11 protein-coding genes are annotated in these 14,572 nt (G+C 44.3%); 5 read left to right on the top strand and 6 right to left on the bottom strand.

The features are described 5' to 3' along the window. Window positions 1–12: 12 nt before the first annotated feature. The 3 genes from H7R39_RS00975 to nhaD are packed head-to-tail and all read right to left on the bottom strand — an operon-like array spanning window position 13 to window position 4,734. Complete coding sequence (locus H7R39_RS00975; RefSeq protein ID WP_185897576.1) at window positions 13–1,746, bottom strand: DUF262 domain-containing protein; 1,734 nt, start codon at window positions 1,744–1,746, stop codon at window positions 13–15. Between the two features lie 54 nt (window positions 1,747–1,800). Next, window positions 1,801–3,333: a glutamine-hydrolyzing GMP synthase gene (gene guaA, locus H7R39_RS00970; protein WP_185897575.1), complete on the bottom strand. Its 1,533-nt coding sequence runs from the start codon at window positions 3,331–3,333 to the stop codon at window positions 1,801–1,803. 9 nt (window positions 3,334–3,342) lie between these two features. Further along, window positions 3,343–4,734, bottom strand: coding sequence for a sodium:proton antiporter NhaD (nhaD, locus tag H7R39_RS00965; RefSeq protein ID WP_185897574.1), 1,392 nt, complete (start codon window positions 4,732–4,734; stop codon window positions 3,343–3,345). A gap of 137 nt (window positions 4,735–4,871) precedes the next feature. Here nhaD and H7R39_RS00960 point away from each other — a divergent pair, with 137 nt between their 5' ends. The 4 genes from H7R39_RS00960 to H7R39_RS00945 all read left to right on the top strand — a co-directional run bounded on the left by H7R39_RS00960 (window position 4,872) and on the right by H7R39_RS00945 (window position 8,815). Beyond that, window positions 4,872–5,354 (top strand): hypothetical protein, encoded by a 483-nt coding sequence (locus tag H7R39_RS00960; protein ID WP_185897573.1) that lies wholly within the window; start codon window positions 4,872–4,874, stop codon window positions 5,352–5,354. Further along, complete coding sequence (locus tag H7R39_RS00955) at window positions 5,351–5,500, top strand: hypothetical protein (RefSeq protein WP_185897572.1); 150 nt, start codon at window positions 5,351–5,353, stop codon at window positions 5,498–5,500. Before H7R39_RS00960 ends, H7R39_RS00955 begins: the two co-directional genes overlap by 4 nt. Continuing rightward, window positions 5,494–7,308, top strand: coding sequence for an excinuclease ABC subunit UvrC (gene uvrC / locus H7R39_RS00950; protein ID WP_185897571.1), 1,815 nt, complete (start codon window positions 5,494–5,496; stop codon window positions 7,306–7,308). The genes H7R39_RS00955 and uvrC overlap by 7 nt, the downstream gene beginning before the upstream one ends. Before the next feature lie 340 nt (window positions 7,309–7,648). Continuing rightward, on the top strand, window positions 7,649–8,815 hold the full coding sequence (locus H7R39_RS00945; RefSeq protein ID WP_185897570.1) for an MFS transporter: 1,167 nt from the start codon (window positions 7,649–7,651) through the stop codon (window positions 8,813–8,815). Between the two features lie 298 nt (window positions 8,816–9,113). Here the strand turns inward: H7R39_RS00945 and H7R39_RS00940 are convergent, their stop codons facing one another. Then, the gene (locus tag H7R39_RS00940) at window positions 9,114–9,875 is read right to left on the bottom strand and encodes an alpha/beta fold hydrolase (protein ID WP_185897569.1); all 762 of its coding nucleotides are present in this window, start codon (window positions 9,873–9,875) and stop codon (window positions 9,114–9,116) included. Window positions 9,876–9,883: 8 nt separating this feature from the next. Continuing rightward, on the bottom strand, window positions 9,884–11,839 hold the full coding sequence (locus H7R39_RS00935) for a TonB-dependent receptor (protein WP_185897568.1): 1,956 nt from the start codon (window positions 11,837–11,839) through the stop codon (window positions 9,884–9,886). Window positions 11,840–11,887: 48 nt separating this feature from the next. Between H7R39_RS00935 and H7R39_RS00930 the strand changes: the two genes are divergently transcribed. After that, complete coding sequence (locus H7R39_RS00930) at window positions 11,888–12,865, top strand: AraC family transcriptional regulator (RefSeq protein ID WP_185897567.1); 978 nt, start codon at window positions 11,888–11,890, stop codon at window positions 12,863–12,865. Between the two features lie 534 nt (window positions 12,866–13,399). On the opposite strand, the gene dnaJ is transcribed toward H7R39_RS00930, so the two are convergent. Further along, window positions 13,400–14,572, bottom strand: coding sequence for a molecular chaperone DnaJ (gene dnaJ, locus H7R39_RS00925; RefSeq protein WP_185897566.1), 1,173 nt, complete (start codon window positions 14,570–14,572; stop codon window positions 13,400–13,402).

The raw sequence follows: 14,572 nt of genomic DNA, 5'->3' as shown, positions 1-14,572 counted from the left end.
TTCTTGTTTTTCTTAAATTTCCCTAATCAATTTATTGCAAATAATAAGATCATAATACTCTCTAGCCATTTTTTTGGAACGAACTTTGGCTACTTCAATATCAAAATCTGAATATCCTGAAATAAAAGTTTTAACTTGTCCATATTTTGATTTATTATAAACTTCCTTTTTTTCGATATATTTTAAATCACTAGCATCATTATTTAGACGAGTCTCTAAACAAATTAGGTTGCCAATCAAGCAAGTATCATTATCTTCCGATTTTTCATTTATAATGTGTTCTACGGAAGTATCATCAGAGAAAAAATCCCTTTTCTCAAAATATTGATTAAGCTTCTTTAAAACATATTTAGCCAATACGTTTGTTGGCAAATTTCTTCTTCCGCTATATGCCAACTTAACAAAACTCTCTTCAAATTCCTCATACTTCGGCAATTTAGAATTAAAAGTATCGTAGAGTAATTCATCAAGAATCGTATTTGTATCGCTTTTACTTTGTGTTTTTCTTAACTTGATTGCCAATTTAGAAAAATTGGTCTCATATATATTAGCCTGTTTCTTTGATATGTTTGTATATGCGAAAATAAAATTTTCAAGATATTGGATTGCCTTTTTAAAACTTGGAGTCGAAATCAGCCCCCTATTTTTTATATCCAATAGCGCTAGTAATATAATTCTGCTTTGTACTACATTAAATATACTTCCAAAAGATTGTAGACTTTGAACCAACCATTTATATTCTTGCCTATTACTGTAATCTTCTATTTTTGGATTAACAATACTAATATAAATTTTTGACTCTTTTTCTAAATCTTTTAAAAAATCAAGGTATTCATCTTTTTTTATATAAGACTTAAATGAATCATAAAGCTTATTGTTTGTTTCTTTTTTAAATTTAGATATCCAATAATGTCTATAAAAGGTTGCTAAACCTATTGAGCCATCTCTGTCTCTTAAAATTTTTTTAACCCCTTCCCAAACACTTTCTGCGTAGCCAATTCCTCCATTTTTATCATTGTGCAACTTTTCAAAAACTATGTTTTTAATAAGATCTATACTTGCAAGATTTTTACCTTTAGCATTTAAAATTTCAAAAATCATATATGCACTATCTTTATCACTGGTTACTATAGCGATAAGTTTTGACTCAAGAATTTGATCTCTAACTGCTAGTAAAATCTTCACATAGTCAAAATCTTTAAAGACCAAATTTTGTTCTTTTAATTTCTCACATGATAAATATATATTAAAAAAATCGTAAGTTTGCTTTATGTTTTCTTCTTCCTCTGTTTCTACTTCTGGGATATTGGTTTTTTCTTTAGATTGCACATAACAATCAAAATATGGATATGACGTATCACTGATCAAATGCCTTATAGGTTCGTCATTATCATTAATATCTTTAACATATCTAAAAGTTGCATCAGATAGACCTTTCTCTCCACATTCCATTAATTTATTTGAAATTACTGACAATAATATTGTAATCACAGTTAATCTTTGCTGACCATCGACCACATCTATACTATTCTCGTTAGAATTTCCAGAAAAAACCATAGTTCCAATAAAATACACATTATTAGATAAACTGTCTCCTACCGACTTTATACCACTAATAATATCGTCTATGAATCTTTTATAAAACTGCTTATCCCAAGAATAATCCCTTTGAAAAACGGGTATCCTAAAAGTTGGGTACGTTTTAAACAATGTTTTTACATCCATATCTTGTGGAGAAAAATTCATGATTATACCTTTCTAACAATGCTCAAATGCTGTTGCATGCCGATATTTTTACCGCTACTCCCACTCTATCGTTGCAGGCGGTTTGCTCGAGATGTCGTAAACTACGCGGTTAATGCCGTCTACTTCGTTTATGATGCGGCGAGAGACGTTTTCTAGCAGGTCGTACGGCAAGCGCGAGAAGCTAGCCGTCATGCCGTCGCTGGCGTCCACTACGCGTATGCACACGGCGTTTTCGTAGGTGCGGTTATCGCCCATGACGCCCACTGAGTGCACGTTTAGCAGCACGCAAAACGCTTGCCACGTTTTGTTGTACCAGCCGCTTGATTTTAGCTCGTCGCGTAGGATCACGTCGGCTTTGCGTAGCAGCTCGAGGCTCGGCGTATTTACCTCGCCCATTATGCGGATAGCAAGGCCCGGACCAGGGAACGGGTGACGGAACACGAGCTCTCGCGAAAGACCAAGCTCAAGGCCGAGCTGGCGCACCTCGTCTTTAAAAATCTCTCTTAAAGGCTCAATTAGCTCAAAGCTCATCCAATCAGGCAGCCCGCCCACGTTGTGGTGGCTTTTGATCGTCTTGCTCGAGCCTACGACCGAGCTTTCGATGATATCGGTGTAGAGCGTGCCTTGGGCTAAAAATTTGACGTTATCGTGCTTTTTGGCCTCTTTTTCAAAAATTTCGATGAAAGTTTCGCCGATTATCTTGCGCTTTTTCTCTGGATCTGTTACGCCAGCAAGCCTTTCTAGGAAAGTTTTACTCGCATCTATGCTAACTAGCTCCACGCCAAGCTTAGTTCTAAAAGTCGCCTCGACCTGCTCGCGCTCGCCCGTTCTAAGTAGTCCGTTATCGACGAAAACCAGGATCAAATTTTGCGGTATCGCAGCAGCCAAAAGCGCAGCGGTAACGGAGCTATCCACGCCTCCGCTAACGGCGCAAAGGACTTTTTTGTTGCCCACGGTTTCTTTGATTTTAGCGATCTGGTTTTTGGCAAAGCTGCCCATATTCCACGTGCTTTCGCAGCCGCAAATATATTTGGCGAAATTTTTTAAAATTTGAGTACCGAACTCGCTATGCTGCACCTCCGGGTGAAACTGCAGAGCGTAAAATTTGCGCTTTTCGTCGCCAAATACGCAATAAGGCGAATTTTCGCTAGTCGCGATCGCCTCAAAGCCGTTAGGTAGATTTTTTACGAGGTCGGAGTGACTCATCCAGACGATTTGCTTTTCAGGCGTATCAGTAAAGAGCGGATGGGATTTTAGAGCGTTTAGGCTTGCCTTGCCGTACTCTTTGTGAGAGGCTGGAGCAACCTCGGCGCCAAATTTATGCGCCAAAAGCTGCATGCCGTAGCAAATGCCTAAAATCGGCAGCTTTAGCTTAAATACGCCCTCGTCGCAAAAATACGCATCCGGAGCATAAACGCTAGCAGGACCGCCGCTTAGTATTATGCCTTTTGGTTTTTTCGCCTTAATCTCCTCGACCTTGACGTTAAAAGGCAAAATTTCGGTATAAACGCCCTGCTCGCGCAAACGTCTAGCGATGAGCTGGGTATACTGCGAGCCAAAATCCAAAACTATTATCGTGTTATTCATGAGCGTCCTTTAAAAATATAAATGAAAAATTTCAAACTGTATGTACCAGATCACGACCGATACGATATAGCCGGCAACCACGGTCCAAGCGTATTTCATATGCGCGCCGAAGGTATAGATGCCTTTTAGTTTGCCCATAACGCCAACGCCCGCAGCAGAACCAAAGCTTATCATCGATCCGCCGATACCGGCAGTTAAGGTAACTAGTAGCCACTGGCTTAAATTTTCGCCCACATCCGCGCCCATCATAGGATTTGCTTTTAGCACGGCAGACATAACAGGAACGTTATCCACGATAGCAGATAGGAAGCCGACGCCGATATTTACGGTAGTAGCGCCAAATTTATCATAAAGCGAAACGGCGTAGTTTAAAAACCCGACGAAGTGCAGTGCGCCGACGGCGGCAAGGATACCAAAGAAGAAGAAAAGCGTGTTGTTTTCTATCTTTGACATGTAGTGAAAGACGTGCATAGGCTCTTCGTTTTTATTAGTTTTTTTGTAGATGTAGGTGTAGATGCTAAGAAGCGAGAAACCAAACATCATGCCCCACATCGCAGGCAAGTGGAAAAGCTGGTGCATCATAACTGCCGAAAATATCGTAAATGCGCCAAGTCCGATAACGACTTTGCCGCCTTTTTTGATGCTTACTTTCGGCTCTGTCGCAGGGTCAAAATGCGGACTGCCCGCAGGCACGATGCGCGCTAGCAAGAAAGCCGTAACTAGCCAGCCGATAAATGAAGCAGGGAAAAGCGCGAAAAAGTCGATAAACGGAGCCTTGCCCGCAGCCCAAGCCATCAGAGTCGTGATATCGCCGAACGGACTCCATGCGCCGCCTGCGTTTGCGGCTACGACAATGTTTATCGCACCAGCGACTAGGAAATTAGTATTATTTCTATCTATCGTTAAAAGTACCGTGGAGAGGATGAGAGCGGTAGTTAGGTTGTCGGCGACGGGGCTGATGAAAAATGCCAAAACGCCGGTTAGCCAAAATAATCTTTTGTACGTATAGCCCTTTGAGACGAGGTTGTATTTTAGCGCGTTAAACACGTCTCGCTCGATAAGTGCCTCGATATAGGTCATCGCAACCATGAGGAAAAATACGATCTGCGAAATCTCTAAAATCAGGTGATTTACCTCATTTTGCAACAAATGCACGTCTAAGCCGTTTGCCAGCATATAAAAGCCGATAAGCAGAAACATAAAAGTGCCGATAAAAATGGCCGGTTTAGCCTTATCGATGTGAAAATTTTCCTCCGTAGCGATGAAAAAATATCCCACGACAAAAATGATGAGGCTCGCGATACCCACCCACGTAGTCGTTAAATTTAAAGCCTCGCCCGTAGCGTCGCCGCTACCAAAGGCCAAAGCAAAAAACAGACTTAAAAGTCCGACGATCTTCATTTGCTCTCCTTGATTTATAGTTTATTTATTTTTTCGGTTTTGCTGTTTGAGGGCTCGGACGGCGCTTCGTAGAACGGATCGCCCTTGTGGCCGCAGCCTGCTATAAAAATTAACAAAAAAAATGCTAAAATCGCCTTATGAAAGACGCTAAGACTATTATTCGACATATTATTGATAATCCTTTTTATAAAGAATTAAAAAACCGTAGCGAATGCGGGGAATTTTTACAGCTTTTAAGCCTAAATCATCGCAGGCTCATCGCCTTTTGCTACGAGAAAAACGGCGTTTTGTTTTTTGCCCTGTTTCATCCGCTAGGACTTCAGGAATTAAAAAGCGATAGTAGTATAAAAATGTTAAAAGGCTTATTAAAAATCTATTCTAGCGTAAATTTTGACGGCAGGCTCGCTCGCGTAACGGACGTTAAATTTTTTGTGACAAAGCATTTAAAATTTAAAAAAGTAACCGACCCATACGAAAAAAAGCGAATTTTTACCTACGCCGAGCCGTCCAAGGGAGAGTTCGCAAATTTAGCCAAAAGCGAGCGGATTTTCGAAGGATTTGAAAAAATTCGCCTTGCCATAAAGCAAAATTTAGCCAAAGAATCAAGCGGGGCGCGATGAAGCGAGATAAAACTGGGCAAAATTTAGGCGCAAAGCGCGCAAACAAACTACCTCAAATTTATAAAAACTATGTGGCGCAAACCTCGTCAAATTTAACCCCAAACGGCAAAAGCGTAAATTTACCGACGGGAGCCAAATTTTGCTAATCGACGAGATCCGCTCGCTGCCTGCTCAGCCCGGCGTTTATCAGTATTTCGACAAAGCGGGCAAGCTTCTTTACGTCGGCAAGGCTAAAATTTTAAAAAACCGCGTCAAAAGCTACTTTTCATTTACGCCAAGTCTCGCCCCCTCGCCCAAGCTGGGCCCGCGCATCCACAAAATGATCAGCGAGGCCGTACACCTCGAGTATATCGTAACTCCCAGCGAAGCCGACGCGCTGATACTGGAAAACTCCTTCATCAAGCAACTACGGCCCAAATACAACATCTTGCTGCGCGACGACAAGACCTATCCATACATCTACGTAAATTTGGACGAGGATTTCCCGCGCTTTGAGATCACGCGCAAGATCGTCCGAGGCAAAAACGTCAAGTATTTCGGGCCGTATTTTCGGGGCGCACGCGAGCTTTTGGATGCGCTTAGGCTGAGCTTTAAACTCGTGCAAAGCAAAAGCGCGCTCAAAGCCACGGGCGCATATCTGCCCTATCAGATCGGCTATTCGGAAGCCCCTCTCATCAGCAAAATTTCGCCCGCAGACTATGCCAAGGTCGTAGATGGCGCGATCGCGGCGCTAAATAATCCTCTTTCTATGCTGCCAAAGCTCGTAAATTTGATGAACAAATACGCCCAAAACGAAAACTACGAGCAAGCCGCCCTCGTGCGCGATAAGATCAATGCGATCAAGGATCTAGACGTCAAAATAGAGGTCGATCTGGCTAAGCTCGAGGATTTTGAGGTTTTTGCCGTGGGCGCGGAGCAAAATTTGCTTTGCGCGGTGCGTTTTAGCGTGCACGGCGGCAAGATCAGCGGCGTGTATCAAAATATCACGAACGCCAAAATGAGCTCGCAAGGCGACCTAAACGACGCGTACAAGCAAATAGTTTTAGAGAGCTTCCCGGCAGGCGCGCCCGTCGTGAGCGCGAAAATTTACGCGCTTGAGGCCTTTGAAGACGCAGGCCTCGTAGAGGAGATATTGACCGCTCGCCACGGCCGTAAATTTAGCATTTCCGTGCCTAAAATCGGCGAGAAAAAGCGCATCTGCGAGATGGCGCTAACAAACGCGCAGGTCTTTATCCAAAAGTACCTAAAAACCCATGACGACGCATTTTTGGACGAGTTAAAGGAGTATTTCGGCCTCGCATGCGCGCCGTATGCCATCGAGACCTTTGATAACTCGCATATGTTCGGCGCGGCCGCGGTCGGCGCGATGGTGCGCTTTGAGCACGGAAACTTCGCCAAAGAGCACTACCGCCACATGCACCTCTCTCACGCAAACGACTACGATCAGATGCGCCAGATGCTAACCGAGCGCGCTTTGCGGTTTGATAAGCTAAGCCCGCCCGATCTCTGGCTCATAGATGGCGGTCAGGCGCTGCTGGATCTCGCTACGGATATCATCGCTAGCAGCGGCGCAAACGTCGATATACTCGCCATCTCAAAAGAAAAAATAGACGCCAAAGCCCACCGCGCAAAAGGCGGCGCGAGGGATAAAATTTACGCTAGCAGCGGCGTATTTACGCTACCAACGAACGACAGACGGCTACAGTTTTTCCAGCGACTTCGCGACGAGGCGCACCGATTTGCGATTACCTTTCATCAAAAAACCAAGCGCAAGGAGGATCTGGGCGCTAGCAAGCTATCAGACGCCGGCGTATCGGCGGGTAGTATCGCAAAGCTCGTTAAATTTTACGGCAGCTTTGAAGCGATAATGACCGCGACTAGCGAGGAGATCGAAAAGGTGACAAATAGGAGCGTGGCGGCTAAAATCGAGCAATTAAAAGAGAGCGAAATTTGATGTGCCCGGACTTCATAAATTTTGCTCTAAAATTTGGACGAATTTGCGGGTAAATTTAGCCAAGTTTTCGACTTAAATTTTGATGCGGCGATTTTGCGTATTTTTGGGTTATTTCTTGCGTGCGCTCGTTCTTGCCGAATTTGAGCCGCGGATTTAGGATTATTTTTTTAGCTAAATTTGATCCGATAAGCGGCTTTGGCTTCGGCTAAATTTACAATCCAAAATCGCAAAAAGCTCAAATTTAACTAAAAATATAAAAATTTATCCCCCAAACGTCAAAATATTCTTGATAACGCCTATCCATTTAAATATAATCTAGCTAAAAAATTAAAGGATAAATTTGCTTTACAGGTCGCTAACTGTGCTTAGCCTTTGCATCGCGCAGTTTATTTGCATCGGATTTTTCGGCGAGGGGCTCGTTAGCATCCTGCGTCAAGACGGTTTTAGTTTAGAGCGCGTCGGCGCGCTCAGAGGGCTTGGACTTTTCGCGGTTTTGGCTTTTTTGTGGTCGCCGTTTATCGACGCTACCGCGCTAAAAATAGGCGGTTACAAAAAGATTATCCTAGCCTTTCAGTGCCTTACTTTGGCGATTTTATATGCGGTTTCGCTTCTAAATCCGCGCGACGATTTACCTGCCGTAATCGCTTTAGCGGTGCTTTTGGCCTTTATCTCGGCCACCTGGACGATGACGTCGAACGCATTTTTTATCAAAATTTCAAACAGCTCGAATTTAAGCTTCACAAACGCCCTTAAGCTTAGTGGCGGATTGATAGGACACGTATCCGGTAACGGCCTAACGCTCGTAATCTACGCAAAATTCGGCTGGAGCGAGGCGAATTTATTCTTGACGTCTTTGATAGCGGTTTCCTTGCTTAGCCTTGCTTTCTTTAAAGAGCCTGAGCGCGTAAACGCCGGCGAGGGGCTGGATTTTAGGGCGATGTTTGGCTTTTTTAAGGGCAAAAAGGCTTGGCTTAGCGTGCTTTTCGTACAATCTATCGGTATATGCGCGGCGTTTGGACTGCTTAGTCCGATGCTTGTAGATATCGGCTGGAAGCTGGAAGATATCGGCGAGGTCTTGCACATATACGGCACGATATTTGGCTTCGCGGGTGCGCTTGCGGCGGGCTTTGCGGTAAAAAAGCTAGGCGCCAAAAGAGCCTTTTTATACGCCGTAGCGATGCAGACGCTAGGCATCCTGGCCATCTGGTTACCTATCGGCGGCTGGACGGACCGCGCGTCGGTACTTTTTGCTTCGAGCGCGGCGTATGCGGTATATATGGCGCAAGCGACGATAATCTCCACGATGATGATGCAACGTGCCTCGGGACGGCGACCCGCTAGCGAATACGCCGTGCAAAGCAGCCTAAATATGACATTTCAGATATTTTCGTTTTATCTCGGAACGCTTTTGGCGGGGACGTTGGGTTACGGAGCGGTCGTGTTGGGCGCGGCGGCGTTTTGCGTTTTGAGCCTAGTTTATTTTATAAAGATTTATAAATTTATCTAGCGGATTACGATTTTGTGGGATTTAAGTCGCCGTCTAGTACAAAAAACTGCGTAAATTTTATTCCGCAGAGTTTTGCAAATCGCTTTGCAGATTTAGCCCGCGTCGGCAATGCGGATTAAACGCATGCAATTTAACCCGAACGCAAGGCCGAATTTAAGTCTCTGGCGCAAAAAAGGCGATAAATTTAATCCCGCATCAGGCAAACCCGCTTGCAACGAGAGAAAAACTGCAAAACGAGCTTAAATTTACGCTTAAAACGGCGCAAATTTGGCTCGTAAAATTTACGCAAAAGCTAAATTTACAACCGCTCTTTGATGATCTTTAAAAAATCCAAAAGCGCCTTCGCGCTATGATGAGGCGTGTCCTGGGCGGCGATTAGTTCGCAGTTTGGTAGCATCCTCGACACTTGCGAAGCGACGACAAAAGGCACTTCCTCGTCGGCCCTAGAGTGATACATAAGCACGCTTTGAGGGACATCCTTTAGCTCAAATCCCCACGGCCTAGCTTGGAGCCAGAGGTCAAAGCCGATGCCGTTAAGCTGCGCTTTTATGGCTTCTTTTAGCGCACCCTTAGCCTGCGAGCCGTATTTTTCCCACGCCGTTTGCGCCGTATTTTCAGGCGTATTGTGCGATGCAAAATCATAAATTTCCTTTATGTGCGCATAGTCGGCATAGTCGGCCAAAAGCTCGGGCGGGGCGTTAAATCCGCTTAGTATAAACACCCTTTTCGCCTCTTCGCAAGCTACCGCCGTAGCGTAGGCGTAAGCCGCGCCCACCGACTCGCCCAGCACGCTAAATTCGCTCAAATTTAACGCCGAGAAAAACTCTTTTAGGCGCAGGGCGAATTTTAAAAAACTATCGTCCGCGCTAAAAAGCGAGCTGTTAAAATGCCCGCTTCTATATATCAAAATAAGCCTTATTTGATTTTTATCGCAGAAATTTATCAAGGTGTTTTGCGGAAAAATCATCAGCGGATGATGATAAACCAAAACATCTTTAAAATCGCTACCAAAGTCGTCGTAGCTTAGATTTTCGCCGCTTTTAAATTTAAAATTTTTCATCTTTTTCCTTAAAATTTATATTCAAATTTTACGCCGATCTCGCGAGGGTCGGATAGGTAGTGCATAGTGGCGTATTTTACGTCGTGATCTTTGTCGAAAAGATTATTAGCATAAATATAAACGTTGATATTTTTGTGATTAAAGCCTACTTTTGCATCGACGGTCGCGTAGCCCGCGTTTTCTACGACATTGGCCTTATCGGTATAAAATTTGCTCTGTCCTCGCAAAAATGCCGCCGCGTAAAATCCGCTTGGAGCCTCATACGAAAGCCCTGCGCCATAAGTTAGCCTTGGCGCGTAATAGACGTATTTGCCGCTATAATCGCCCTGTGCGTCTTTGTAGTCTTTAAAGACGCTTTTTGCGTAGCCCAAATTTGCGCTAAGCTTTAATCCGTCCGCCAAAAGCACGGCGCCGTCTAGTTCAAAGCCTTGGGAGCGCGCTTTGCTGGCGTTCTCTGCCACCGTGATATTAGGCGCTACGATGACGCTTACTACTTGCTTGTTTTTGATATCGGCGCGAAAAACGGCGGCGCCTAGCTCAAACCGCTCCCAAGCCCCTTTTACGCCGACTTCATAGCTAGTCATCGTTTCTTTATCGTACCATTTTTTAGACGTAGGCGACGCAGCCCAAAAGCCGCCTGGTTTATAGCCCTTCGATACGCTCGCATACGCCGTAACCTCGTCGTTTATAGCGTATTTTAGTCCGATCTTGGGTGATAGCGCGCTATACGAATCGCTTAAATTTTCGCCGTTCATACGGTTTTGAAATTTGACCCTATCTTTGTCGAATCTAGCTCCCAAAATAACCGAAAAATCAAGCGGCAGATAAATTTCATTATGCGTAAAAACGCCGTAGTTTTTACTTCTGGTTTTGTTATTTTGCAGCGAACGAATACCGCCGAACATCACGCTGTTTACACTGCTTCGCACGTCTCTTTGTGTAGTGCCGACCGTAGCGCCTAGGACGAATTTGCCATACGCGCTATCGGCGCTAAATCTAAACTCCTGCGTAAAATCCTTTCTGTCCTCTTTGTAATACACGTCCAACAATGACGCGGGGCGATGATCGCCGTCGTAACTACTGTCGTTTTTATAATCCCTAAAAGTCGTAAGCGAAGTGAGCGCGTAATCACTAAATCTATATTCGGCTTTGAGCGACGCTTCGTAGTTTTTGGCGTTTTCCTCGCCCTCCATGCCGTTGGCGTAGCGCGTTCTATTGGCTGCCTTAGGTAAATTCGATCTTTGCGCGCCGTTAGCTATCCTGTAATAATTTTGAATAAGATCTACCGTAAGCTCATCCGTAGGCAAAAATCTAAAATAAATTTTGCCGTAAAGGGCATCTTTGTAGTCGTCACTTTTGTTTAAATTTTCGTTATACATAAAGCCGTTTTTCTTTTCGCTAAAACCGGCAAAACTAGCCAGAAATTTATCCTTTACTATCGCTCCGCCTGCGTTAAAACTAATACCACGCAGGCCATCCTCGCCAAGCTTTAGTCCGATCTTTGCTTGCGGTTCGTTGGTAGGAGCTTTGGAGACCGCATTTATCACGCCTGCGTAGGCGTTTTTGCCGTAAAGCGCGCTTTGAGGCCCTTTTAGGATCTCGATACGCTCGATATCCTCCAAAAATACGTAGTTGCCGTAAGTGCCAAGATAACTCACGCCATCCAGATAAAGCCCGACGTTTGGGCTATCAAATGCGTAATCGCTCGTAACGCCGCGCATGATAAAAAGCGAAATACCTCCGCCTTGCAAAAACGATAAATTTGACGATGCGCTCCTAAGCCCGTTTAGACCTTTTGCTTCTCTAAGCCGCAACTCTTTTTCGTCCAGCACGCTCACCGCAGCCGCTACCTCGCTAGCGTTTTCATCGATCTTTTGAGCCGATACGCTGACCTCATCCAGCCTCACAGCGGGAGCTGCTATCGCTAGCGCCGCAACCGCACTTAAAAGCAAAATTTTTCTCACTTTAGACTCCTTTTATAATTTCTTTACTTTAAGGATAGTATAATATTTTTGAAATTTATTATCAACCCGAAATTTACAAATGACGGATTTATTTTTATATTTAAAGGAAAAAATTTGCGCACGGTATCCGCAGACGTTTTTATGGATAAATTTAATAGCAGCGAAGACGGAGTTTTGGCTGGTCTTGGCGTCAAAATCCGCGCCAAAAATATCGCGCTAAGCGATGAAATAGCCTTCGGCACGATAAAAATGGACGCTAAAGACGACACCAAAATAGTCGGCGATTTTCACGCTTTGCAGGGTTGCTTTATAAATTTCACCCTACAAGGAGGCATTAGCCTAAGCTCAGCGAATGGCAAAGTCGAATACAAAAGCGGACTATCCACGATCAGCTCGGTCGATCTACCAAGCTCGGATCAAGAGATTTACGGCGGCGCGCACGCGGGAATAAATTTATTCCTAGAAAACTCGTTTATGAGTGCAAATTTCGGCGATCTTATCGAGCTTGGCGCAAACAAACTCGTCTCGCAAAACTACACCTGCGCCGTAAATAAAATTTTATTAAACCAAATTTTATCGCTAAACGCCGACGAGCCGCTTGAAAGACTGCTTTTAGAAAGTAAAATTTTAGAGCTTATTTATAACGAATTCAGCCGCCTAAAATGCCCAAATAAGCATGTTATACTAGACGAAGCGGACAAAAACGCGCTACAAAAAGCCAGGCAAATTTTAAGCAAGGATATCAAAAATCCGCCGTCTATAAAAGAGCTCTCAAAACAGGTGCGGCTGAACGAATTTAAACTTAAAGTCGGCTTTAAAAGTTTGTTTGGGCAAACTCCTTACGAATTTTTGCGCGAAGAGCGAATGAAGCGAGCGCTGGCGATGCTGCAAGGCTCGGAGCTAAATATCGCCGAAATTTCGGCTGCGACGGGCTTTAAAAATCAAAGCCACTTCAGCAAGCTTTTTTGCGATTATTACGGCACGGCACCCAAAAATTTGATGAAAAATAGAAAATATTATTATTGATTTTGCAAGGTTGTCTAAAAATTTGCCGTAGACGGCTCTCAAAAGCCCGATAAAATAACGCCTCCGATAATTGGCACGACTTTGGTTTGACGCATAATTTAACGGCGCGGATTTATAACTTGCATAAGTTAGATATGGCAACAGGCTATTTTTACGCTAAATTTGACGAGCAAGCGCGGTTTGAGAATAAAAATCGCTAAAATTTAAGCGGAATTCGGCTAAATTTGTCCGCTTGGCCGCTACGATTTTATAAAATTTAAAAGACAAATTTAACCCGTCAAATTTTTATGCAATGGGTGAGTAAACCTATGTCACTCGGCGTTTTGAAGGCAAATTTGATGAAACTGCACAAGCAAAGACAAAAATAGTGCTCCAAAATTTGCAAATTTATAAAACCGAGCAAAAAGTCGCCGAAAAATCTGAAAACCTCAAAATTTATAAAATTCAAGCAAGCCCCGAGCCCAAATTTAGCGGACCCTTAAGCTAAAATTTACAGGCAAATTCGGCTAAATTTACCCTCCACAAAGTCAAATTTTAAGCCTTTTTGCCTTTTTTCTTGCCTTTGTCGCCAGACTCTTCGCCTTTAAACCACCCTTTTATCTTGTCCAAGATTCCTTCGTCTTCTTCTTCGTCGTAGCTCGCCTTGCCGGCCTTGATGCCAAAGCTTTCTTGTAGCTGATTTAGCAGCGAGATTTGCTCGCCCGTTAGCTCTTTTGGCGTTTTTATGGAGATTTGAGCTACGAGCCTGCCGTATCTTTTGCTGTTTACATTTTTTACGCCAAGGCCGTCAAATACGAACTGCTGCTTGTCTTTTGCGCCGACTGGCAGTTTTAGCTCGGTCGTACCTTTTAGCGTTGGGATCGTGATCGTCTCGCCCAAAATTGCCTGCGTGAAAAATACCGGAATCTCGATATAAACGTCGCTTTCGTGACGCACGAAATGCTCGTCGGCTTCAACCTCGATATGCACGTATAGATCGCCTCTGGCGCCGGTTGATGATACATTGCCCTTTTCGCTCACGCGCATGCGCATACCGTCGTCGATGCCCTCGGGGATATTTACCTTGACGCTTTGGCGTTCTTCTTTGTAGCCGCTGCCGCCGCAATCAGAGCATCTATCCTTGACCGTTTCGCCCGTGCCGTTACAGTACGGACACTCCTGCACGAAGCTCATAAAGCCCCTTTGCTGCGATATCCGACCTCTGCCCTCGCAGTGCGGACATACGTGCGTTTTACCGTCTTTCGAGCCGCTGCCTTTGCAGGTTTGGCACGGTTTTTTGATCGTAAATTCTATCTCTTTTTCGGTGCCGAACACCGCTTCGTTAAATTTGATCCTAAGAGCTATCTCTAGATCGAGCGGATACTTGTCGCTGCTTCTTTTGCGGCTGCTTGCGCCAGAGCTAAATCCGCCGCCAAAAAACGAGTTAAAGATATCGCCCAAATCAAAATCCGCGCTAAATCCGCTTGAGCTAAAGCCGCCTCTGCCCTCAAGCCCAGCCTTGCCGTATCTATCGTATATCGCGCGCTTTTCTTCATCGCCTAGCACCTGATATGCTTCGTTTACCTTTTTAAAATTTTCTTCCGCCTCTTTGTCGCCTTGATTGCGGTCGGGATGGTACTTTAGCGCTAGTTTTCTAAATGCTTTTTTTATGGTTTCAGAGTCGCTATTTTTGCTGATTTCTAAAATTTCGTAGTAGTCTATTTCCAC

It is taken from the genome of Campylobacter massiliensis (assembly GCF_014253065.1).
GTDB lineage: Bacteria > Campylobacterota > Campylobacteria > Campylobacterales > Campylobacteraceae > Campylobacter_A > Campylobacter_A massiliensis.
This window is presented reverse-complemented; position numbering and strand designations above follow the sequence as displayed.